This is a genomic window from Burkholderia sp. LK4 (assembly GCF_001043615.1).
In the GTDB taxonomy this organism is placed as follows: domain Bacteria; phylum Pseudomonadota; class Gammaproteobacteria; order Burkholderiales; family Burkholderiaceae; genus Burkholderia; species Burkholderia cepacia.
This window is the reverse complement of sequence record NZ_LDUL01000033.1, coordinates 191,879-215,126: the sequence shown is the minus strand read 5'-3', so window position 1 is coordinate 215,126 and position 23,248 is coordinate 191,879. Positions and strand designations below refer to the sequence as shown.

Sequence of the window (23,248 nt, the reverse complement as noted above, 5' to 3'; positions counted from 1 at the left end):
GCGTTACGCCTGTTGCGGTTCGGCCGCGCACGCGGCGTCGAACGCGCGTTGCAGCGCGGCCGCGTCGAGATCCTCGCCGATCAGCACGAAGCGGCTCGCGCGCGTTTCGCCGTCCTGCCAGCGACGGTCGAAATAGCTGTCGAAGCGGCGGCCGACACCCTGGATCACGAGCCGCATCGGCGCGCCGGGCAGCGCGGCGAAGCCTTTCGCGCGGTAGATCGTATGCGCTTCGACGACGCGCTGCAGCGCGGCGATCGTCGCCTCGCGCGTGCCGGCGTCGCCCGACACGACCACCGAGTCGAAATCGTCGTGATGGTGATCGTGATCGCCGTCGTCGGCCGAGCCGTGATGGTCGTGGCGCAGGTGGATCGTTTCTTCCGACGCCGATTCGAGGCCGAGCAGCATCGCGAGATCGAGCTCGCCGCGCGTCGCGCGCACGATCTTCACCTGCGGCGGGATCTCGTCGCGGATCGCGGTTTCGATCTGCGCGAATTCCGCGTCGCCGACGAGATCGGCCTTGTTCACGATCACGAGATCGGCGGACGACAGTTGATCGGCGAACAGCTCGTGCAGCGGCGATTCGTGGTCGAGGTTCGGGTCGGCGCGGCGCTGCGCGTCGACGGCCTGCGGGTTTTCCGCGAACTGGCCGCTCGCGGCGGCCGGCCCGTCGACGACGGTCACGACCGCGTCGACCGTGAAGCTGTTGCGGATCGTCGGCCAGTTGAACGCCTGCACGAGCGGCTTCGGCAGTGCGAGCCCGGACGTCTCGATCAGCACGTGGTCGATGTCCGCGCGGCGCTCGACGAGCGCTTCCATCACCGGATAGAACTCTTCCTGCACGGTGCAGCACAGGCAGCCGTTCGCGAGTTCGTAGAGCTGGCCCGATGCTTCGCCCTGCGCATCGTCGGCATCCTCGCAGCCGATGCCGCAACCCTTGAGGATTTCGCCGTCGATGCCGAGTTCGCCGAATTCGTTGACGATCACCGCGATGCGGCGGCCTTCGGCGTGTTGCAGGATGTGGCGCATCAGCGTCGTCTTGCCGCTGCCGAGAAAGCCCGTGACGATCGTGACGGGAAGCTTGCGTAGGGTCATGGAATATCCAGGTTGGTAAGGGAGGGTCACGCCGAGATCGTCACGTCGATCTCGTCGTAGCGCTTCAGCCGGTAGATCAGGGCCGACACGAGCCAGCAGGCGAGGAACAGGCCGATCACGACATAACCGAGCATGCCGAAGTGCGACGCCACCATCGACGCGAAGTCCCACACCGGGCCCTGCAGCGACAGCTTGTCCGCGAGCAGCGCCAGCACCTCGATGCCGCCGATCAGCGCGGCGACCAGCACCGACACGAAGGTGATCGTCATGTTGTAGTAGATCTTGCGGATCGGCCGCACGTACGCCCAGCGATACGCACCCATCATCAGGATGCCGTCGGTCGTGTCGACGAGCGTCATGCCGGCGGTGAACAGCATGGGCAGCGCCATCACGGACCAGAACGACAGGCCGCCCTGCACCTGCGCCGCCGAGATGCCGAACAGCGCGATCTCGGTCGCCGTGTCGAAGCCGAAGCCGAACAGGAACCCGACCGGATACAGGTGCCAGCTGCGCGACACGAGCCGGAACAGCGGACGGAACAGGCGCGCGAGCACGCCGCGCTGGTTCAGCAGCATGTCGAGATCGGCGTCGACGATCGGCTCGCCGCGCCGCGCGGCGCGAAACGTCCGGTAGACGGAAATCAGGATCAGCAGGTTCGCGATCGCGAGCACCAGCAGGAAGAATGCCGACACGCTCGTGCTGATCACGCCGCCCCACGCTTTCATGCTCTCGAAGCGCGCGAGCGACGCGGCCGTGAGCGTCACCACGACCGACATCACGATCACGACCGTCGAATGGCCGAGCGAGAAGAACAGGCCCGCGCCGAGCGGGCTGCGGCCCTCCTGCATCAGCTTGCGCGTGACGTTGTCGATCGCCGCGATGTGGTCGGCGTCGACCGCATGACGCAGCCCGAACACGTACGCGAGCAGCGCGGTGCCGAGCAGCACGGGCTGGCCGTGGAAGGCGGCGAATGCCCAGATCCACGCGCCTGCGTTGAAGGCGATCAGCAGCGCATAGATCGCGACGATCTTGCCGCGCAACCCGGACGGACTGTCGTTGAACAGGCGAAACAGCGAATCGAGCATGACGCTCCCTTGCGAACGGTCGACATGAAGAATGCCAACACGGCCGTCGCGACGCGGCCCCGCGCGATCCGGCCCTTCGTCGCACCGGAACATGCGCGCTCGCGCAGGCGGCCGGACGTCGGGAATCGGGAAACGCTCGGGTGTCGGGCACGCTGCGGCCGTGGACGATGCGCCGCCTCCCCGCGGCGCTGAACCCCAACGTTTAGGCCGGTATCCGGGCTGACGAACACGCCGCTTCGCCTTCCCGGATGCGCAAGGCATCCAGTGGCGGTCGTCCGCATGCGCGCGGCATGCGGCGAAGCGGCGCTGCATCGCGGCGGGCACGATGCGTTCGCTTACCGTTGCGGGGGCAGCACAGGTTGGCTCGACTGCGACGCAGGCAGGCTCCCTGTTTCCCGTTTAACTGCGCGCGCCGGAGCGGCGCGCGCGAGCACCAAAACGCGTGCGAGTGTAGGCGCCGGGGGCGGGAGCGTCAAGGCGGCGAGTGGCCAGGCCGGCCGGATGAACCGGCGGGCAGCGATCCGGCGCGGGTATGCCGGGGAAATCGTTCGACTGCCTGGCGCACCCGACAACCCCGTGCGGGATCGAACGCGAAGTAGTACGACTCGCCATCCGAAGCGGTTTTTCAGAATTGACGGTTGTTCACGTTGTCCGTAATAGCAAGGCCCGCGCCGCAGCAGGTGGTAAGCGCCCACCCCGCATGCGTTTGCGCCGGTGCGCTGTGCTATCGTATGCGCCGCGTTCGGTGCTCGCATGCGCATTCCGTGCATGCAGTTAAACGGGAAACAGGAGGTGGATTGCCGCCCTGCCTGTGCTGTCCCCGCAACGGTACGCCGCCCGCGCGACGCGCTTCCCCGCGCACGCGCCCATGCCGCCCACGATGCCACTGCCCTTCCACCGGGCGGGAAGGCTGCGGCCTGGCAAGCGGCCAGCCCGGATACCGGCCGACGCAAGGGGCGAGCCCGATGCTCGCCGAACGCCCGATCCGCGGGGGACGGACCGGGTGCGCATTCCGCCCGCGTTCGCGCGGGCTTCGCCCGATCCGTTATGCGTTGCCTGTCTGCCGGCCGCCGATGTGCCGCCCGCCTTCCCCTTTCCACTGTTTCGACACGGTGCGCGCCGTGCCGCGCCCGATGAGCCGCGCCTGGCTCATCGGCGCCGGCCCCGGCGACGCCGACCTGCTGACGCTCAAGGCCGTCCACGCGATCGGCTCGGCCGACGTGCTGCTCGTCGACGATCTCGTGAACCCCGACGTGCTGCGCCATGCGCGCGCCGACGCGCACATCGAGCACGTCGGCAAGCGCGGCGGCCATGCCTCGACGCCGCAGGAGGCGATCGTCGCGGCGATGCTCGCGCACCTGCGCGCGGGCCGCAGCGTCGCGCGGCTCAAGGGCGGCGACCCGTTCGTGTTCGGCCGCGGCGGCGAGGAACTGGCCGCGCTTGGCGCCGCGGGATTTCGAGTCGAGGTCGTGAGCGGCGTCACGGCGGGCATCGCCGCGCCGGCCGCGCTCGGCATTCCGGTCACGCAGCGCGGCGACGCGCAGGGCGTGATCTTCGTCACGGGCCACGGCGCGGGCGCCGACGAACCCGACTGGCGCGCGCTCGCGGCCACGCGCATGACGATCGTCGTCTACATGGGCATCCGCCGGCTCGACACGATTGCAGCCGCGCTGCGCGAAGGCGGCCTGCCCGGCGACACGCCGTGCGCGGCGATCGAGAATGCGACGCGCCCCGAACAGCGGCACGTGCTCGCGACGCTCGACACGCTCGTCGAACAGGTCGGCGCGACCGGCATCGGCTCGCCGGCCATCGTCGTGATCGGCCGCGTCGCGGCGTTCGCCCACGATCCCGCGGTGCGCGCCGCACTCGGCAGCCGCGCATGATGCGCGTCGCGATCGGGGTCGGTTTCCGCGCGGACGTGACGGCCGCGCAACTCGATGCCGCGATCCGCGTCGCGCTGATGCGGTACCCGGCTGCCGAACCGGCGCTCGTCGCCACGCTCGCCGACAAGGCGCGCGCACGCGCGCTGCGCACGCTGTGCGCGAGACGCGGCTGGCCGCTCGTCGCGTTCGACGCGGCACAGCTCGCGAGCCGCCCCGAACTGGCCGTGAGCGGCCCGTCGGATGCCGCGCTCGCCCGCTTCGGCGTCGCGGGCGTGGCCGAGCCGTGCGCGCAGCTCGCGGCGCCGCACGGCCGGCTGCTGGGCCCCAAATCCATCCGGGACGGTGTGACGGTCGCACTCGCCGGCCCGCTCTGAACCCTTTGTTTCGCTTTCTTTCGACAGGACGAATCCGATGAAAACCGACGCCGAATCCCATCAACGGATGACCGAACGCCGCCGCGCGGGCCACGAGAAGAAGCAGGCCGCCGCCGTCAACGAAAAGGGCCTGCTGATCGTCAACACCGGCAACGGCAAGGGCAAGAGCACGGCCGCGTTCGGCATGGCCGTGCGCGTGCTCGGCCACGGCATGCGGCTCGGTGTCGTGCAGTTCATCAAGGGCGCGCTGCACACGTCCGAGCGCGACTTCCTCGGCGCGGTTGCCGAATGCGATTTCGTGACGATGGGCGACGGCTACACGTGGAACACGCAGAACCGCGACGCCGACATCGCGACCGCGCGCAAGGGCTGGGACGAGGCGCGCCGGATGATCGAAAGCGGCGATTACCGGATGGTGATCCTCGACGAGTTGAACACGGTGCTGAAGTACGAATACCTGCCGCTCGACGAAGTGCTCGCGACGCTCGCCGCGCGTCCCGATTCGGTCCACGTCGTCGTGACCGGGCGGCATGCGCCCGATGCGCTGATCGACGCGGCCGACCTCGTCACCGAGATGCGGCTCGTCAAGCATCCGTACAAGGAGCAAGGCGTGAAGGCGCAGCGCGGCGTGGAGTTCTGAGCATGCCCGCCTGCCCCGCGCTGTTCGTCAGTGCGCCCGCGTCGGGCCAGGGCAAGACGTCGGTGACGGCCGGCCTCGCGCGGCTGCACCGCCGGCTCGGCCGCCGTGTGCGCGTGTTCAAGACCGGGCCCGACTTTCTCGATCCGATGCTGCTCGAACGCGCGAGCGGCGCCCCCGTGCATGCGCTCGATCTCGGGATGGTCGGCGAGGCCGGCTGCCGCGCGTTGCTTGCCGATGCCGCACGCGATGCCGACCTGATCCTGATCGAAGGCGTGATGGGGCTGTTCGACGGCACGCCGAGCAGTGCCGATCTTGCGGCTGCGTTCGGCGTGCCGGTCGTCGCGGTGATTTCCGCGAAGGCGATGGCGCAGACGTTCGCGGCGATCGCGTTCGGACTCGCCCGGTTCCGGCCGGGGCTGCCGTTTCACGGCGTGCTGGCGAACCGCGTCGGCTCGGCCCGGCACGCGGAACTGCTGCAACAGGCGCTGCCCGACGACCTGCGCTGGCTCGGGCACGTGCCGGCTGACGCGGGCATCGCGCTGCCGGAGCGGCATCTCGGCCTGCACCAGCCGTCCGACATCGACGATCTCGACGCACGGCTCGATCGCGCGGCCGACGTGCTCGCGCAGACGGCGCTCGCCGAATTGCCGCCCGCCGTCGCGTTCGCCGAACCGGACGCCACGGCGCCGCTGCCGCGTGCGCTCGCCGGCAAGCGGATCGCGATCGCGCGCGACGCGGCGTTTTCGTTCATCTATCCGGCGAATCTCGCGCTGCTCGACGCACTTGGAGCGCAGTTGCGCTTCTTCTCGCCGCTCGCCGACGAACCCGTGCCGGACGATTGCGACGCGCTGTTCCTGCCGGGCGGCTATCCGGAACTGCATGCGGCGACGCTTGCGGCGAATGACGCCACCGCACGGACCATTCGCGCGCATGCGGCGGCTCGCCGGCCGATCGTCGCGGAATGCGGGGGGATGGTGTATCTGTGTGAATCGCTGACCGACGTCGACGGTGTCACGACGTCGATGCTCGGGCTGTTGCCGGGGCGGGCGACGATGCAGCGCCGGTTCGCGGCGCTCGGCATGCAGCAGCTCGATACGCGTACCGGGCCGATGCGCGGCCATACGTTTCATTATTCGACGCTCGCGACGCCGCTGGAACCGGTCGCGAACGCGGCGCGCCCCGACGGCAAGCCGGGAAGCGGCGAAGCCGTCTATCGCCACGGCGCGATCGTCGCGACGTACATGCACCTGTACTGGCCGTCGAATCCGGAGGCAGTCGTGGCGCTGTTCGGCGGCACGGCGTTCTGACCGAAAAAACGGCGAGGCGCCGCGATGTCAGGGTTTTTCGCGGCCCGGCGCTTCCGAGCGCGAAGTGCGGATCACGGTGCCGTCGGGCGAGAAATGCGCGTTGAACATCGCGTCGCCCGATACACCGCCCTCGGCCCAGTGCCAGCTCCACACCTCTTCGTGGCTCAGCGCGTATTGCGCGATCTCGGTCGGCTTGCCGAGCAGTTGGCGCACGTCGTCCTTCGACATCCCGGGCACGACCTTCGCGATGTTCGCCGCCGTCAGCGCCTGCGTGATCGACACGAGCCGGCCGTCGGGCCCGAAATCGAGCATGTAGGTGCTCGTGCCGTACGGGCCACGCGGATATTCGAACCGCTGCGAGCCGTCGTCGCCCTGCCTGACCATTTCCGGCTTGCCCGCCTGGCGGAGCACGTCCTCGGTCGTCGACACGCCCGGTTGCAGATTGCCGAACGCCATCGGGTCGGGCTTGATCGCATTCACCGCGTCAGCCACTTTCTGGTCGTCGCACCCGGCTGCCAGAATGGCGACCGCACCGGCGGTCAGCACGGTCAGAAGCTGTTTTCGCATTTCATCCACACCTGTATTCATCGTGCCGGTCCGGCGTCGCGCGCAGCGTAGCACGCGACCTGTTCCGTCGATGTCAAGGAGCGTCAAATGCGGTCACGGCGCGCTTTCCAGTGGAACATGAGCCTGGGCGGGGATCTGCGCTGGCTCGTGCGTAGCGCCTTTGGCGCGTTTCCAATGCGAATGAGCCTGTTGTGTCGAGCTCCGGCCTTGCAGGCGCGGCAGCTCGCACGCCGCCGCGCCGCCGCATCACACCAGGAACGCCTCGGCCAGCTTGACCCAGTACGACGCGCCGGTGGGCAGTGCCGCGTCGTTGAAGTCGTAGCCGGGGTTGTGCACCATGCAGCCGCCCTCTCCGTCGCCGTTGCCGATGATCAGGTAGCAGCCCGGCCGCTTCTCGAGCAGGAACGCGAAATCCTCGCTGCCGGTGAGCGGCACCATCCCGTCGATCAGGTTCGCTTCGCCCACCCACTCGCGCGCGACGCCGCGCGCGAACGCGGTCATGTCCGTGTCGTTGACGAGCACCGGGTAGCGGCGCTGGTAGTCGATCGTCGCGGTCGCGCCGAACACGGCGGCCTGCGCATGCACGACTTCCTTGATACGCGTCTCGAGCAGGTCGCGCACCTCCGGCTTCAGCGCGCGCACCGACAGGCGCATCTGCGCGCGATCGGGAATCACGTTCGGCGCCTCGCCCGCGTGGATCGCGCCGACCGTGACGATCGCCATGTCGAGTGGCGACACGTTGCGCGACACGATCGTCTGCAGCGCAATGACGATCTGCGCGCACACGACCACCGAATCGACCGCCTTGTGCGGCACCGCGCCGTGGCCGCCGCGGCCCTGCACGTCGATGACGACGGTATCGGACGACGCCATGAACGGCCCCGGCAGGAAGCCGAATTTGCCCGTGGGGAAGCCCGGCATGTTGTGCATCGCGAAGATCGCGTCGCACGGGAACAGCTCGAACAGCCCTTCGTCGAGCATCTTCTTCGCGCCGCCGAGCCCTTCTTCCGCCGGCTGGAAAATCAGGTTCAGCGTGCCCGAGAAGCGGCGCTCGCGCGCAAGATGCTTCGCGGCGGCGAGCAGCATCGCCGTGTGGCCGTCGTGACCGCAGGCGTGCATCTTGCCGGCGATCTTGCTCTCGTACGGCAGGCCCGTGGCCTCGTGGATCGGCAACGCATCCATGTCGGCGCGCAGGCCGAGGCGCTGCGTGCCGTTGCCGACCTTCAGCTGCGCGACGACGCCCGTGCCGCCCAGCCCGCGATGCACCGTGTAGCCCCACGACTGCAGTTGCTCGGCGACGAGGTCGCTCGTCGCGAATTCCTCGAAGCCGAGCTCGGGGTGGGCATGGATGCGGTGCCGGATCTCGATCATTTCGTCGGCGAGGCCTGCGGGAATCACGCTGTGCGTCACGGTGTCGTCTCCTGTTTCTGCGGGGAATGTGCAGGCAAGGATAGTCGGTTCGCCAGCAACCGGACAGACGAAAAGTCGTCGCGGTAGCAACCGATGGTTGCCGTATCTGGTACCGCACACGATATGAGCTGACCGGCCATCCGGATGACTGCCGCACATGGTTCGGGCGCGCGAGGCTGTGGGCTTGACAGCGATTTGACGAGCGCCAGGATTCGACGATGACCGTTCAAGCATCCGGAATAATGCCGACACATCAACGTGTTACCGGTAATTGTTCACTTTTTGACGCCTGTACATTTTTTGTGTACGCTGATGAGGAAGTGAACAAGCAATCGCCCCCGATGCCCGAGAACGCCCCCCTTCCGATGTCGGAACAGCACGTGCTCGACGAAGCCTGCGCCGCGTTCGAACGCGCGACCCGGCGCTTCGGCGCGCGGCCCGTGCGCGTGCCGGCCACGTATGCCGGGCAAGCCGACGCGATGATCCGCTTCGACGTTGCCGGGCAGGTGTTCGAGATGCCGGCCGCCGTGAGCCAGCGCGTCGAATCGCTGCCGGGCGCACTCGCGGCACTGCGCCGCCGCGGCGTCGCGACCGCGACACCCGGCGAGCGGCCGCTGATGCTGATCGCCCCCTATCTTTCGGCCGAACTGGCCGCCGGCCTGACCGACCAGGGCATCCCGTTTCTCGACACCGCGGGCAACGCATGCCTGATTCAGCCGGAGGCGACCGTGATGATCGCGGGCCGGCCGAAACCCGCACGCACGCCGCGCCGGCAGGCATCGCGCGCGACGACGCCGAAGGGGCTGGCCGTGATGTTCGCGGTCGCGACACAGCCGGGCCTCGTCGCGCAGCCTTATCGGACGATTGCGGCCGCGTCGGGTGTCGCGCTCGGCACGGTCAACCTCGCGATGGACGACCTGATCGCGCGCGGCCTCGTCGGGCAGCGCCGCAATGGCGAGCGCCTGATACCCGACTGGCCGCGCTTCGTGCACGAATGGGTTGCGCTGTACCCGAGCCGCCTGCGCGCGAAACTGCCGAGCCGTCGTTATGCCAGCCTCGCGCCCGACTGGTGGCGCGATTTCGATTTCGCGTCGTTCGATGCGCGGCTCGGCGGCGAACCGGCGGCCGACCTGCTGACGCACGACCTGAAGCCGGCCGAGATCACCGTCTATACGCATGGCGCGGCATCGAACCGCCTGCTGCTCCAGGCCCGCCTGCGCCCGGACGACCACGGCGACGTCGAAATCGTCGAAGCATTCTGGCCGCACTCGCCCGTGCTCGACTGGCACGAGCCGCGCTTGCCGCTCGTACCGCCGCTCCTGATCTATGCGGATCTCGTCTCCTCCGGGGACAGCCGCAACCTTGCCGCCGCCGAACGGATCCATGACCGATACCTCGCCCATCCGCCCGCTTGAAGTCGACGCGCGCCGGCCGCTCGACCCGGCGGCGGTCGCGCTCTTGCAAGCGGTGAGCCATGCCTGCGCGCGCGTCGATGCGGCTTTCGTCGTCGCCGGCGCAACCGCGCGCGACATCCTGATGTGGCACGTCCACGGCATCCGGCCGGTGCGTGCGACACGGGACGTCGACGTTGCGGTGTGCGCGGTGAGCTGGCCGTTTCACGCGCAGCTCGTCGATGCGCTCGTTGCGACCGGGCAATTCACGCGCGCACCGAAACAACAGCAGAAACTGCTGTTCGACAGCGGCACGCACGGTTTTCGCACCGAACTCGATCTCGTGCCGTTCGGGCCGCTCGAAACGCCGCCGGGCGAGATCGCGTGGCCGCCGGGCGGCGAATTCGTGCTGAATGTGCTCGGCTTCCAGGAAGCGGTGGACACCGCGCAGCCGGTGTCGATCGACGCACGCACCGTCGTGCCGGTGGCCAGCCTGCCGGCGCTCGCGCTGCTGAAGCTGCTCGCCTGGAAGGACCGGCGTGCACGCCAGAACAGCGATGCGTACGACCTGCTGTTCCTGCTGCGGAATTTTCACGATGCAGGCAATCGCGAGCGCATCTGGGACGCCGCCCCCGACCTGCTGGAACGGCATGCGTTCCAGCCCGGCCTTGCCGCCGCCGCGCTGCTCGCGCGAGACGCGAAACGGATTGCCTCGCCGCACACGCGCGACACGATCCGCGTGCTGTTGTCCGACGAAGCGACCTATGCCACGCTCGGCCAGGATCTGCTGGCACGTGCGTTCGCGCTGTTGCCGGGTGAATTCAGCGATGACGCCAACCGGTATCTCGACGCATTTCGCGACGCCTTTCTCGAGGATTCACCCGCACCGCACGCATGACACGACGCTGTGGCGCCGCCGCGTCATCCCGCTTTCGCACTGCCGCGCTCAGGCTGCCCAGTCTTCGAGCGACAACCCGGCCACCCGGCCGAACTCCCGGCCGTTGTTCGTGACGAGCACCGCACCGGCCGCGATCGCATGCCCGGCGATCGACGCATCGTTCGCGCCGATCGGCATGCCGCGCGCGGCGAGATCGGCGCGAATCGCGGCCGTTGCATCGACGGCCGCCGTATCCCATGACAGCACGCCATCGAGCCGCGAGACAAAGGCCGTCACGAGTTCCGCATGCCTCGGCGAAGCCTTCCTGCCGACTGCGCCGAACCGCATTTCGGCATAAGTGATGGCCGACACGACGATCCGGTGCTGCGCATTGACGCACGATTGCAGCCGCGAAAGCACTACCGGCGGCCGCTCGCGCATGATGAACGAACAGATGTTCGTATCGAGCATGTAGAGCGTGGTCACTGGCCGGACTCCGTCGGCGCGGCGCCGCCGGAAAGGTCGAAGCGGCCGGACTCGATCACGGCCGGGCGTTCGGCGAGGAAATCGGCGTCGGCCAGCGGTTCGCTCGCGAACGAGAGCCACGTGGGCCGCACGGGCCGCAGCAGCAGCGTGTCGCCCTCGCGACGGATCTCGAGTTCCGTCACCCCCTCGAACTCCATGTCCTTCGGGATGCGGATTGCCTGGTTACGGGCGTTCTTGAAAATGGAAACGGTGCGCATGAGCCACTCCATGGGAGTACGATGCGCCCATTCTAGACATATGCTGGCATATGTCAAATTGAGGGAACGCAAATCGGACGTCGCGCCCCACGCTGCCACGGGTGTTTTTGTCATGTTGCCGGCCTGTCGTCGATGAGGAGAGCGATCCATTCTTCACGACGCAGGCCACGCGGTCCATATCCCGAACGGCCGATGCCGGTGCGGCACCGCACCGCGCGCAACGTCGCACCGACGCTGCGCACCCGCGCCGTCACGGCAACCGGAAAGTGTCGAAGAATGTGTCTCGCTCGATCACGGTGAGCGCCGCGCGCTTGTGCGGAAAATCGAACTCCTTCAGCGTGTGGAACCCGAGCCGGTGCATGTACGCGATGTGCCGCACGTGATCGACGCGCGGCTCGCCGACGAGCCGCTGCGTGCGCGGTTCGTCGACGAACATGTAGTGCAGCACCCCGCTCCACCATGCATGCAGCTTGCCGGCGCTCTGGAACCGCGAATCGCCGATCAGCAGGTGCAGCCCGCGATCGTAGTCGTGCGCATCGTAGAACGGCGCGAGACGATCCTCCTTCGCCCAGTAGAACTCGAAATAGCCGAACGGCGTGTCGTCGAAATAGCCGATCATCGGGTGCATGTGCGGATCGGCGAGCCGCTCGGCAAGATACGCCGCGTGCTCGTCGCGCGTGCCGCGCTGGTCCCAGAAATGCGCGACGCGATCGAGGTTCATCCAGCCGCTGAACAGGTCCGCATGCGCGTCGATGTCGACGGTGCGCAGGCTGAACGTCATCCCGACCTGCGGCATATGGCGTGCATAGATCTCGCCGGCCGGCGACGGCGGCCGCACCGGGTGCCGGTGGCCGTTCGTGATCGCATGGCGCAGCGGCATCCCGCCCGACGCGGGCGCCTTCAGCCACGGTCGCGGGTTCTGCCAGAAGGTCGTGCGCGATACGGTGAACCGCAGCGTGTCGCCCTCGGCCTGCGCGCCGTCGATCACGCCCTCGCGCACCGCGCGCGCGACGAACGACGCAACGGCAGCCGCATCGGCGCCGCCGAGCGGCACCGTGATCGTCGCCGCGTCGTATCGCGTGTCGGTGTTGAAGAGCGCGACGAACGCCGCGAGCAGTGCCTCCGGCGAATCGTCGGGCCGCCACGCGTCGAGCGAGCGCTCGGCGACCGTCATCGCCGGCCCGTGCACGGCGCCGTCGAGCGCCGCGGCCACTTCACCTTCGACGGCGTCGGCGGCGCCGGCCGGTTTCGTCAGCGTGTCTTGCATCACAGTGCTCCCGCGTCGTGGCGATCGGCGAGAACGTGCAGCCCCCGCTCGAGCGCCGGAAACAGGCTGCGCTGGAAGTTGTTCCAGCGCAGTTCGAGAATCGTGTCGTCCGGTGCGATCGGCGTGTCGAGCACGTCGCAGATCACCTCGCCGGAATCGATGCCGTTGTCGACGTAGTGGAACGACGCGCCCGTCATCATCACGGGCTCGACCGACGACGTCGCGCCGCTCGCCCAGTCGACCCGTTCGCCGCGCGCGCCGTGCAGCGCGTCGAGCGTCGCCCATGCGCCGCGCCGCTGGTACGGCGAACCGTCGGCGGTGATGCCCGGGTGGATGTTGGCGATGCGCCGGTGAAAGCGCGCGCCGGGCCGCACGAGCTCGTCGAGGATCACGAGCAGCCCGTCGAGCACGACGACATCGGCTTCGAGTTCGAGCAGGCGCTCGAGCAGGCGGCGCTCGAACGCCTGTTTGCCGGCTGCACGCTCGCGTGCGTCGCGCGGCAGCCGCCGGTACGTCGACGCAATCGTGCAGAACAGTTCGTCGACCGGCCGGCCCTGCACCGTCAACCCTTCCGGCAGGATCCACGGGCGGCCCGGCGTGCGCGCGAAACCGTAGTCGGCCACCTTCGCGCGGTCGGCCGGCGAACCGTCGTCGTCGTCGACGATCACGCCCTTGAGCGTGTAGCGCTCGCCGAGCGGCGAGTCGTTCAGGCGCTCGACGAGGAATTCGAGCGGCGCCTTCATGTAGCGCGTGCCGCCCTGATAAGCGACCGGCTGGCCGGCGCGATCGGCCGCGCCGTTGCGCAGCGACTGGATGTAGACGAGATTTTTCTTCGGCATGGATGCGTCGTGGAAAAGCGGACGAAGGCGCCGCGGCCGGCCCGCGCCGGCCACGAAGGCCGGCCGGCGGGCCGCGGCGCGCATCGTCACCAGTTGTATTTCGCGGTCGCGATCACCGTGCGGTCGGTGCCGAACACGCAGACGTTCACCGACTGGCAACCGCTGATGTAGTGGCGGTTGAACAGGTTCGTCCCGTTCACGGCGAAGCGCCAGTTGCGCGTGTCGTAGTGCACGCCCGCGTCGAACAGCGTGACGCTCGACACCGTCAGCGAGTTGTCGGACCCACCGGCCGACGCGCTCTGGTAGCGAACGCCGCCGCCGAAGCCCAGCCCCGCGAGCGCCCCCGTATGCCACGTCCAGTCGGCCCACAGCGACGCCATCTGGCGCGGACGCGGAATGTCGACCGGCCAGTTGTTCAGCGAGTTGTCGTTCGCCTTGATGACCTTCACGTCCTGATAGACGTACGAGGCGATCAGCGACAGGTTCGGCGTGACCTTGCCGGTCGCACTCAGCTCGATCCCGCGCGAACGCACCTCGCCGGACTGTACCGACTTGGTGCCGCTGTCGTCCTGGCTCGGCAGCGCCGGCGTGATGCCGTTGGTCTGGTTGATCTGGTAGATCGCCGCGTTCAGCATCAGGTTCTTGCCGGGCGGCTGCCAGCGCAGGCCGGCCTCGATCTGCTTGCCGCGCGTCGGCTGCGGCAGCCCGCCGCCGAGCAGGTTCACGCCGATCAGCGGATTGAACGACGTCGCGTAGCTGATGTACGGCGACAGCCCGTAGTCGCCCTGGTACGTGAGGCCGACGCGGCCGGTGAACGCCGTGACGTCCGCCTTCGTCGACGTGCCGCCCGCGCGGTCGTCCTGGCGCATGTTGACCCAGTCCTCGCGGCCGCCGAGCGTCAGCGTCCAGCGGTTCCACTTGATCTGGTCCTGCGCGTACAGGCCGAACGTGTTCATCGCCGTGTACGTGTTGGTGCGACCCGTGGTCTCCGGATTGGAGAACACCGACGTGGTCACGGGCGTGTACACCGGGTTGTAGATGTTCAGCGGCGGCGCGGCGGCAATCCACTCGCTGTCGGTTGCGGTCTGCCGGTTGTACTGGAAGCCGAGCAGCAGCGTGTGCTGCAGCGGGCCCGTCGCGAAGCGGCCTTCGACGTTGTTGTCGATGTCGAAGCGGCTGTAGTTCATCTGGAACACGCCGGCCCAGCGGCTGACATCGGTCGTGCTGCCGTCGACGAAGCCGTTGCCCCACACCGAACCGTTGTCGAGCGACAGGTGCATCAGGCGGACGTTCTGCCGGAACGTCCACGCCGAAGTCAGGTTCTGCTCGAACTGATAGCCGACCGACCACTGCTTCTTGCGGTAGTAGTTGAAGTTCGGGTCGCCTTCGTACACGTCCTTGTTGATCTGGCCGCTCGGGTTCGGCAGCACCGTGCCCTGCGCGGGCAGGAAGTTCGACGAGATGTCGCCCCAGTCCTGCAGGTACGTCGCGGACAGCGTCAGCGACGTATCCGCGTTCGGGCGCCAGCGGAACGACGGCGCGAGCGCGACGCGCTGGTCGTTGTTCGGGCCGGTCAGCGCATTGCCGTCGCGCGCGACGCCGACGAACCGGTACGCGTACTTGCCGTCCGGGTCGAGCTTGTCGCCCACGTCGATCATGAACTGCTTGCGCGCGTAGTTGCCGATCTGCACGCCGGCCTCGCGCACGCGCTCGCCGTCGGCGAGCTTGGTCTGCACGTCGATGATCGCGCCGGGGTCGCCCGCGCCGTACAGCACCGAGGTCGGCCCGCGCAGCACGGTGATGCTGTCGATCATGTACGGATCGACGCGCCAGCTCGCAAGGTTGATCGTGTTCGGCACCTGCAGCCCGTTCACGTAGGCGGTCGGCGTGAAGCCGCGCAGTGCCGCGTACCAGTCGGAACGGTTGTCCGAACCGTACGACGAGAAACCCGGCACGTAGCGCAGTGCCGCGTTCACGTCGGTCGCGCCGGTCATCTCGATCTGCTGCGCGGTGACGACGTTGATCGTCTGCGGGATCTCGTTGATCGGTGTATCGGTCTTCGTGCCGGTCCGGCTGCGCTTCGCGACGAGCCCGACCGTGCCGTCCCCTTCCGAGGCCGCGTTGACGTTGATCGTCGGCAGCGTACCGGTCGACGCACTGGCCGCCGCACCGCCCTGCGCACTGCTGGCCGACGCCGCGGCGCCTGCGTTCACGGCCGGCGCCGTCTGGGCATAGGCCTGCCCCGCCGCCGCACCGAACGCCACGCTTGCCGCGGCTGCGATCGCACGCAAACGCGTGCCTGTTGCCCACTCCATCTTTCTCTGCTCCACTTTTTTCATGCGGTCTCCGACCGCGCCTTTGTCAAAGAGCGAAAGCCATCCGGCTCGCGCTCACCCCGTTTTCCTGTCTTGTCTTGGCCGCGCCTTCGTCATGGGCGGGCGCGATCCCGTCTTCGAGCGACGCGCAGATTTCGTCCGCGCGGCGTGCCAGCACCGACAGCAGCGTGTCGGACAAACCGTGGCTGTCTTCGCAGCAGCCTTGCAGGTAGATGCGCGGCGCGAAGTGCGCGGGCGTCGCGAGCAGGTAATCGCGCGTCACGTCGCCACGCGCGAGCGCATCGCCCAGGTGCGGCGCAAGCCCTTCGAGCAGCGCCGAATGGGTGTCGCGGCGATAGCCGGTCGCGAGCACGAGCGCGTCGAAGCGCTCGACGCGCGTCGCACCGCTCATCCGGTCGCGCACCGTCAGCTCGACGCGGCCGTCGGCGGTGCGCACCGCGGCCTCGATCGCGCTGTTCGCGAGCAGCGCATGACGCGGCGTGCCGTCGATGCGCTGCAGGTACAGCATTTCGTAGATCTGTTCGATCAGCGGCCGGTCGACCACCGCGTAGTTCGTGTCGCGATAGCGGTCGAGCAGCGCGCGGCGCGCGTCATGCGGCTGCGCATAGACGACATCGGTGAATTCGGGGCTGAAGATCTCGTTGACGAACGGGCTGTCGTCGGCCGGCTTCAGCGCGCCCGCGCGCATCACGAGGCTCGCCTCGACATGCGGGAAGCGGCGCGCGAGATCGATGAACACCTCGGCCGCGCTCTGCCCCGCGCCGATCACCGCGATGCGGCGGCGCTCGCCGGACGGCGACGCGACGAGCCGGTCGATGTCGGTCAGGTAGGACGACGAGTGGATCACGCGGTCGCGACCGAGCGCGGCGAACGCGTCCGGGATCGCCGGCGTACCGCCGACGCCGACCGACAGCGCGCGCGTGACGCGCTGGCGCTCGTGGCCGGCGGCATCGCGCGACAGCACGCGCAGCGCGTCGATCCGCGCGCCGTCGCCGCGCACGGGCTCGATGCCCAGCACGGTCTCGCTGTAATGGACGCGATCGTCGAACGCGTCGGCCACCCAGCTCAGGTAGTCGTGGAACTCGACGCGGGTCGGGTAGAAGTTCTTCAGGTTGACGAATTCGTTCAGCCGGCCGCGTTCGAACAGGTAGTTGATGAACGTGTAGCGGCTTTTCGGATCGCGCATCGTGACGAGATCCTTCAGAAACGAGATCTGCATCCGGCAGTCGTCGAGCAGCATCCCGCGATGCCAGCCGAATTCAGGCTGGCGCTCGACGAAGCAATGGGCGAGCCCGCCGCGCTCCGCGAGGCGCACGGCCAGCGCCAGATTCGACGGCCCGAAGCCGACGCCGATCAGGTCGAATACGGTTTCTCTCTGCATGTCTCAGCTCCCTTGTCGGTGAATCCGGCGCGTCAGACGTGACGGCCGGAGAAGAACGTCTCGCGCAGCGTGCGCATCCACAGCGGCTGCGCGTCGGCCAGCGCGAGACGGCGCTGCCGCGCGAAGCCATGCCGCGCGAGATGATCGGCAACCCGCGCGTGGCCGGCCGGAACGGCACAGCCGACCGCTTCGGTACGCGGGTCGTCGAGAAACAGGTAATGAACGACGGACGGCAGCCAGCCCGCCACGCAATGCGGGCCGCGCCAGCGCGATTCGCCGACCAGCATCCGCAGCCCGCGGTCGTAGTCGCGCGCCGCGACGTGCGGCGCGAGCGCGTTTTCCTTCAGCCAGAACGCCTCGAAATACGCGAACGGTTCGCCGTCGAAGCAGCCGACGAGCGGCGTGACGTGCGGGTCGGCATCCGGCGCCGCACCTTGCCCGCCGTCCACGCCAGGCTGCGCGCCCGGCCAGCCGTCGCGCACGCGCGGCTCGTCGAACCAGCGCGCGACGCGTTGGGCATCCTCGGCCGGCTGCCAGCCGCGCAGCGTGAAGCGCACGCCGAGCGCCGGCAGGTCGCGCGCATAGACTTCGCCGCGCGGCGCCGGCGGCCGGCGCGGGTGGCGGCGGCCGTCGGTGAACACCGGCAGCGTCGCGCACGGCAGATGCGGGCCGACGAGCCACAGGTCGGCCTGCTGTGCCCAGCCTTCGCGCATGCAACGGCCGGCGTCGGCGAGCACGCCGCTCGCGCGCATCGCATCGAGCGCGACCGCCGGCCACGCGGCCGGGTCGAGCCGGATCGACGAGTGGCGCGCGCTGTCGGAAAACGCCGCGGCCAATGCGGCCAGCAGCGCACGCCGCTGGTCGGCCGGCGACGCGCGATGGTTGTATGCGACGAGGCGCAGCGCGCCGTCGTCGCCGAGTTGCGCGCGCAACAACTGCGCACCGATGCCGTCGCCCTGCGCGACGCGGATCTCCGCGCCGTCGCGCACGGCGAACAGGCCGTCCGCGAACGCGAGGCGGTAGGTATCGAGCATCGTGAATCCGTCCGGACGCACTTCAGCCAGCATGGCGTTCCTCCTGTCCCGTTTCCGTGCATGCGTCGAGCCGCGCGCCGAGTGCGGCGAAGGTCGGCGACGCGAACAGGTCCGCGACCGTCAGCGCGTGACCGGCGCGGCTGGCCGCGTCGACGAAGCGCACGACGTCGAACGACGTCGCGCCCGCTTCGAACAGGTCGGCATCGGGCGCGGGCGCGGCCGTCGCGAACGTGTCGGACCACAGCGCCGCGAGCGCAGCAGCCGCGTGCGGTGCGCGTAACGACGTTGCGGCGCATGCACCGCCTTTCGCGTGCGCGCGCGGCGACGCTTGCGCAACGGCATGCGTGTCGGGCGCGCCGAGGGCGGCTTCCGACGCGCCGGCGAAGCGCGCGACTTCGTCGTGGTAAACGTCGACGAGCACGTCGACGAAGCTGCGGTCGAGCAGTTCGTCCGCATACGAGAACGCGGCGCTCACGCGCCCGTCCGGATGTTCGACGACGTCCAGCTCCAGCGTGAACACGACGCGATGGCGCACGTCGTCGAACCCGGCCAGCGACAGGCCGGCCCAGTCGCGCGCGGCGGCACCGGTCGGGCGCAGGTAGTTGAACATCACCTGGAACAGCGGATTGGCCTGCGCGGCACGCGGCGCGCGCAGCGCCGCGACGACGTCCGCGAACGGCACGTCGGCGTGCGCATAGGCCGCGAGTGCCGTGTCGCGCACCTGTGCCAGCACGTCCGCGCGACGCGCGGCCGGGTCGATCCGCGTGCGCACGACGACCGAATTGATGAAGAGGCCGAGCGCCTCGCGGGCCGCGTCGCCCGTCAGCTCGCGCGTCGACGCGAGCACGCCGACCGGCTGGTCGGCCGCACCCGTCGCGCGGAACAAGGCGGTGTTGAGCGCCGCGTGCAGCAGCATCGGCAGCGTCGCGTGCGCGGCCGATGCCGTATCGCGCGCGGCGCGGATCAACGCGCCGTCGAATTCGAACGCGATGCGGGCCGCGCGCCATTGCGGCACGGCCGGCGCGTTGGCGCGCTGCGGCAGCAGGCGCGCCGGCAGGTCGGCCAGCGCATCGCGCCAGTAAGCGACGCGGGCCGGATGGCACGGCGCGGGCAGCACGAGCGGCCGGGCGACCGGTTGGGCGATCTCCCCGCCCGCCACGGCACCGCCCTGCACGCGGGCGACATAGCGCGCGCGAACCGCGTCGAGCCAGAGCTCGATCGATTCGCCATCCGACACGATGTGATGAATCGTCAGCGACAGCACGTGATCGTCCGCGCCGAGCCGCAGCACCCGCGCGCGCCACAGCGGCGCATCGGCCGCGAGGTCGAACGGCGCGAGCGCGTCCTCGTCGGTCAGCGCCGCCGCTCGGGCAAGCACATCGGATTGCGCCGACAGGTCGATCACCGGCAGTTCGACGGAAACGTCCGCGTCGATCCGCTGGCCCGGCAGCGCGCCGTCACGCGCCACGAGCCGCGCGCGCAGCGCCGGATGCGCGGCCGCGACATCCGAGAAGGCCGCACGCAGCGCATCGACGTCCAGCGGGCCGCGCACCCGCAGCGCGACCGGAATGTTGTACGCGGCGCTGTCCGGCTGCGCGCGCCACAGGAACCACAGCCCGAGCTGCGCCGGCGACAGCGGCCACACGCCGTGGGCGTCCGGTTGCGCCACCGCAACACCCGGCGCCGCGGCACCCGCATGCGCGGCGCGCGGCGCATCGGCCACCTGCCGCGCGTACTGCGCGAGCACCGGCGCTTCGAACAGCGCGCGCACCGGCACGTCGCGGCCGAGCCGCTCGGCCACGCGCGTCGCGACGCGCACGGCGGCGAGCGAATGGCCGCCGAGATCGAAGAAGTGATCGCCCCGGCCCACACGCTCGAGATTGAGCACGTCGCACCAGATCGCCGCGAGCGCGGCTTCGTCGCCGTCCTGCGGCGCTTCGTACGCGCGTTCGACGCGCACGGGCGCCGGCAGCCGTGCGCGATCGACCTTGCTGTTCGCATTGCGCGGCAGCGCGTCGAGCACGATCAGCTGCGCGGGCACCATGTAATCGGGCAGCGTGCGGCGCAGGTGTGCGTCGAGCGTCGCGGCTTCGACCGGCTGCGCGGCCGCCCGTGCGTCGGCGGTCAGCTCGACGTATGCAACGAGCTGCGCGAGTGCGCCCTGCCCGTGCACGACCGCACATGCTTCACGCACCGCGTCGTGCGCGGCAAGCTGCGCCTCGATCTCGCCGAGCTCGATGCGCAGCCCGCGCAGCTTCACCTGGTGGTCGACGCGGCCGAAGAAGTCGAACACGCCGTCCGCGCGACGCCGCACGAGGTCGCCCGTGCGGTACAGCCGCGCGCCCGGCGCGCCGTACGGATCGGGCACGAAACGCTCGGCCGTCAGCGCCGGACGGTCGAGATAGCCGCGCGCGACGCCGATCCCCTCGCCGCCCAGGTACAGTTCGCCGATCACGCCGACCGGCAGCGGATGTAGCCGCTCGTCGAGCACGTGCGCGGTGCGTGCGCCGACCAGCGTACCGATCGGCAGGTACGCGGCGTCGCCGAGCTTCGCGAGATCGTCGCCCGGCCGGAACATCCACAGCGTCGGCGTGATGACCGTCTCGGTCGGCCCGTAGCCGTTGACCACGCGCACGTTCGGCAGCGCGCGGCGCAGCATCGCGAACGCCTCGCGCGACGTCGCCTCGCCGCCGACGGTCAGCGACCGCAGTGTCGGCGGCGCGCCGTGCGCGAGCGCCCATTCGGCGAGCTGCGCGGCGCAGCCGGGCGGCACGTAGGTCATCGTCACGCCGTCGCGGACCATCATCGCGCAGGTCTGCGCCGGCGGCCACAGCACGTCGGCCGTCACCGACACGGCGGCACCCGACATGTATTGCGAGAACCAGCCTTCATGCGCACCGTCGAAGTTGACCGACTGGAACAGCAGGAACACGTCCTGCTCGCCCGCGCCGTAGCGCTCGGCGATCGCCGCGCAATGCAGCGCGAACGATGCATGGTCGACGATCACGCCCTTCGGCTTGCCGGTCGAGCCCGACGTGTAGATCGCATAAGCCGCATGCCCCGGCAGCACGTCCGGCAGCACGACGTGCGCCGCTTCGTCGAGCGCAGCGACTTCGTCGGCGCGCCACACGCGCAGCGCCGGCAGCTCGGGCAGCGACGCCGCGCTCGCGCCGTCGGTCAGCACGTGCGCGATGTTCGCGTCGCCGACGATCTGCGCGAGCCGTTCGCGCGGATGCGCCGGATCGAGCGGCACGAACGCGGCGCCCGACTTCAATACCGCGATCAGCGCGACGAGCAGGTCGACCGAGCGCTGCAGCGCGACGCCGACCCGCATTTCCGGCCGTACGCCGGCCGCCACCAGATGGCGCGCCAGGCGGGCCGCGCGCGCATCGACTTCGCCGCGCGTGAACGCACGATCGATATCGGCGACACCGCGCGCGTCGGGCCGTGCGTGGGCATGCGCGGCGATGCGTGCATGCACGGGCACGAACGGCTCGGCATCGGTCGCGCCGGCCGGCGCGTTCCATGCAAGGAGCTGCGCGCGCTCGGCGGCGGGCAGCCAGTCGAGATCGCCGACCGGCATGTCGGGGCGCGCGAGCGCATCGGCGAGCAGCGTGACGAAGCGCGCGGCCAGCCGTTCGATCGCATCCGCATCGAACAGGTCGAGCGCGTAGATGAACGCGGCGTCGAACGTGCCGTCCGGCGTCGCCTCGACCGACAGCGTCAGGTCGAATTTCGCGGAAGGCGTACCGGACGGCAGCAACGCGGCCGACGCCGCGCCGAGCGCCGGCAACGCACGACGCTCGCCGTACGCGGCCATCACCTGGAACAGCGGATGGTGGCTCGCGCTGCGCGGCACGCCGAGCGCGTCGACCACCTGCTCGAACGGCACGTCCTGATGCATCTGCGCGTCGACGAGCGCACGCTGCGTGCGCGCGACCAGCGACGAGAAATCGCCGTGCGCGGGCACGTCGACGTCGATCGCCAGCGTGTTGACGAAGAAGCCGATCAGGCCGGCGACTTCCGCGCGTTCGCGGTTCGCGGCCGGCACGCCGACGCAGATCCGCGCATCGCCCGTCGCGCGCGCGAGCAGCGCATCGAGCGCGGCGAGCAGCACCGCGAACGGCGTGGCGCCCGATGCGGCCGCGAATGCTCGCAGTTGCGCACCAATGCGCGCGTCGAGCGAAAACACGTGGCGGGCGCCGCGCGCACTGCGGCGCGCGGGTCGTGCGGCCGCGCCCGGCAGCGTCAGCACGCCGCGCTGCGGATCGAGCCGTTCGCGCCAGAACGCGAGCTGGCGTTCGCGCTCGCCGGCGTCGAGCCAGCGGCGCTGCCACAGCGCGTAGTCGGCGTACTGGATCGGCAGCGGCGCGAGCGGCACCGGTTCGCCCGACGCATAGGCGCGATAGAACGACGCAAGCTCGAACAGCATCACACCCGACGACCACCCGTCCGACACGATGTGGTGCACGGTCAGCGCGAGCCAGTGATGCGTCGCGTCGAAGCGCACCAGGTGCGCGCGGACGAGCGGCGCCACGCCGAGATCGAACGGTTCGGCTTCGTCGGCCGTCGCGACCGCTTCGGCGCGTGCCGTGCGCTGCGCGTCCGGCAGCGCTTCAAGATCGGTTTCGCGCCACGGGCAGCGCAGCGGCGCGTGGATCGTCTGCGCGACGCCGTCCGGCGCTTCGTCGAAGGTCGTGCGCAGCGCCTCGTGGCGCGCGATCAGCGCATCGCATGCAAGCCGCAACGCGTGCACGTCGAGCGGGCCCGTCAGCGCCAGGCGCTCGGTGATGTGATACGCGTCGGGCGCATCGATCAGCCGCGCATGCAGCCACAGCCGCGTCTGTGCGAACGACGCCGGCACGCGGTCGCTGCGCGGCGTGCGCGGCGGGATCGGCAGCACGCGAAAATCGATGCCGGCCGCGCCGAGCTTGTCGATGAACACCGCGCGCTGCGCGTCGGGCAGTTGCGCGAAACGCGTCGCGAGCGCCAGCCAGTCGGGTTGAACCTTCGTCATCCGTC

The 23,248-nt window shown here is 69.7% G+C and carries 18 protein-coding genes and 2 riboswitches; of the genes, 6 read left to right on the top strand and 12 right to left on the bottom strand.

Annotated elements, in window-relative coordinates; genetic code table 11:
• Positions 1-3: 3 nt before the first annotated feature.
• Both cobW and VK92_RS18070 read right to left on the bottom strand, forming a co-directional pair.
• Complete coding sequence (gene cobW / locus VK92_RS18075) at positions 4-1,092, bottom strand: cobalamin biosynthesis protein CobW (RefSeq protein WP_048020581.1); 1,089 nt, start codon at positions 1,090-1,092, stop codon at positions 4-6.
• A gap of 26 nt (positions 1,093-1,118) precedes the next feature.
• Positions 1,119-2,177, bottom strand: a complete 1,059-nt coding sequence (locus VK92_RS18070) for a HoxN/HupN/NixA family nickel/cobalt transporter (RefSeq protein WP_042975467.1) — start codon at positions 2,175-2,177, stop codon at positions 1,119-1,121.
• A 188-nt stretch (positions 2,178-2,365) separates the two neighbouring features.
• A riboswitch (cobalamin riboswitch) is annotated at positions 2,366-2,630 on the bottom strand.
• 272 nt (positions 2,631-2,902) lie between these two features.
• A riboswitch (cobalamin riboswitch) is annotated at positions 2,903-3,140 on the top strand.
• Positions 3,141-3,250: 110 nt separating this feature from the next.
• Here VK92_RS18070 and cobA point away from each other — a divergent pair.
• The 4 genes from cobA to VK92_RS18050 are packed head-to-tail and all read left to right on the top strand — an operon-like array spanning position 3,251 to position 6,381.
• Positions 3,251-4,060, top strand: coding sequence for a uroporphyrinogen-III C-methyltransferase (gene cobA, locus VK92_RS18065; RefSeq protein ID WP_185735601.1), 810 nt, complete (start codon positions 3,251-3,253; stop codon positions 4,058-4,060).
• Positions 4,057-4,434 carry a cobalamin biosynthesis protein gene (locus VK92_RS18060; protein ID WP_048020586.1) on the top strand — a complete coding sequence of 126 codons (378 nt, stop codon included), beginning with the start codon at positions 4,057-4,059 and terminating at the stop codon, positions 4,432-4,434. The genes cobA and VK92_RS18060 overlap by 4 nt, the downstream gene beginning before the upstream one ends.
• Positions 4,435-4,471: 37 nt before the next feature.
• Positions 4,472-5,074 carry a cob(I)yrinic acid a,c-diamide adenosyltransferase gene (gene cobO / locus VK92_RS18055; protein ID WP_021160089.1) on the top strand — a complete coding sequence of 201 codons (603 nt, stop codon included), beginning with the start codon at positions 4,472-4,474 and terminating at the stop codon, positions 5,072-5,074.
• A 2-nt stretch (positions 5,075-5,076) separates the two neighbouring features.
• Positions 5,077-6,381, top strand: a complete 1,305-nt coding sequence (locus tag VK92_RS18050) for a cobyrinate a,c-diamide synthase (RefSeq protein WP_048020588.1) — start codon at positions 5,077-5,079, stop codon at positions 6,379-6,381.
• Between the two features lie 27 nt (positions 6,382-6,408).
• Here VK92_RS18050 and bamE read toward each other — a convergent pair whose 3' ends face one another.
• Both bamE and VK92_RS18040 read right to left on the bottom strand, forming a co-directional pair.
• Positions 6,409-6,948: an outer membrane protein assembly factor BamE domain-containing protein gene (gene bamE / locus VK92_RS18045; protein WP_048020589.1), complete on the bottom strand. Its 540-nt coding sequence runs from the start codon at positions 6,946-6,948 to the stop codon at positions 6,409-6,411.
• 246 nt (positions 6,949-7,194) lie between these two features.
• Positions 7,195-8,358, bottom strand: a complete 1,164-nt coding sequence (locus VK92_RS18040; RefSeq protein ID WP_027787433.1) for a M20 aminoacylase family protein — start codon at positions 8,356-8,358, stop codon at positions 7,195-7,197.
• A 341-nt stretch (positions 8,359-8,699) separates the two neighbouring features.
• On the opposite strand from VK92_RS18040, the gene VK92_RS18035 reads away from it, so the two are divergent.
• The gene (locus tag VK92_RS18035) at positions 8,700-9,773 is read left to right on the top strand and encodes a type IV toxin-antitoxin system AbiEi family antitoxin (RefSeq protein WP_048020591.1); all 1,074 of its coding nucleotides are present in this window, start codon (positions 8,700-8,702) and stop codon (positions 9,771-9,773) included.
• Entirely contained in the window at positions 9,742-10,647 is a 906-nt protein-coding gene (locus VK92_RS18030; protein ID WP_048020593.1) for a nucleotidyl transferase AbiEii/AbiGii toxin family protein, read from the top strand. The genes VK92_RS18035 and VK92_RS18030 overlap by 32 nt, the downstream gene beginning before the upstream one ends.
• A 48-nt stretch (positions 10,648-10,695) precedes the next feature.
• On the opposite strand, the gene VK92_RS18025 is transcribed toward VK92_RS18030, so the two are convergent.
• The 8 genes from VK92_RS18025 to VK92_RS17990 all read right to left on the bottom strand — a co-directional run bounded on the left by VK92_RS18025 (position 10,696) and on the right by VK92_RS17990 (position 23,243).
• A complete protein-coding gene (locus VK92_RS18025; RefSeq protein ID WP_048020594.1) occupies positions 10,696-11,112 on the bottom strand; it encodes a PIN domain-containing protein in 417 nt (138 codons plus the stop codon).
• Complete coding sequence (vapB, locus tag VK92_RS18020; RefSeq protein WP_021160097.1) at positions 11,109-11,369, bottom strand: type II toxin-antitoxin system VapB family antitoxin; 261 nt, start codon at positions 11,367-11,369, stop codon at positions 11,109-11,111. Before vapB ends, VK92_RS18025 begins: the two co-directional genes overlap by 4 nt.
• Positions 11,370-11,619: 250 nt before the next feature.
• Positions 11,620-12,636, bottom strand: a complete 1,017-nt coding sequence (locus VK92_RS18015; RefSeq protein ID WP_048020596.1) for a GNAT family N-acetyltransferase — start codon at positions 12,634-12,636, stop codon at positions 11,620-11,622.
• A complete protein-coding gene (locus VK92_RS18010) occupies positions 12,636-13,475 on the bottom strand; it encodes a formyltransferase family protein (protein ID WP_042975471.1) in 840 nt (279 codons plus the stop codon). Before VK92_RS18010 ends, VK92_RS18015 begins: the two co-directional genes overlap by 1 nt.
• 86 nt (positions 13,476-13,561) lie before the next feature.
• Positions 13,562-15,814 (bottom strand): TonB-dependent siderophore receptor, encoded by a 2,253-nt coding sequence (locus VK92_RS18005; RefSeq protein ID WP_048020598.1) that lies wholly within the window; start codon positions 15,812-15,814, stop codon positions 13,562-13,564.
• A 22-nt stretch (positions 15,815-15,836) separates the two neighbouring features.
• Positions 15,837-17,192 carry a lysine N(6)-hydroxylase/L-ornithine N(5)-oxygenase family protein gene (locus VK92_RS18000; RefSeq protein ID WP_048020600.1) on the bottom strand — a complete coding sequence of 452 codons (1,356 nt, stop codon included), beginning with the start codon at positions 17,190-17,192 and terminating at the stop codon, positions 15,837-15,839.
• 32 nt (positions 17,193-17,224) lie between these two features.
• Positions 17,225-18,259: a GNAT family N-acetyltransferase gene (locus VK92_RS17995; RefSeq protein WP_048020601.1), complete on the bottom strand. Its 1,035-nt coding sequence runs from the start codon at positions 18,257-18,259 to the stop codon at positions 17,225-17,227.
• Positions 18,249-23,243, bottom strand: coding sequence for a non-ribosomal peptide synthetase (locus VK92_RS17990; RefSeq protein ID WP_048020603.1), 4,995 nt, complete (start codon positions 23,241-23,243; stop codon positions 18,249-18,251). Before VK92_RS17990 ends, VK92_RS17995 begins: the two co-directional genes overlap by 11 nt.
• Positions 23,244-23,248 lie beyond the last annotated feature (5 nt).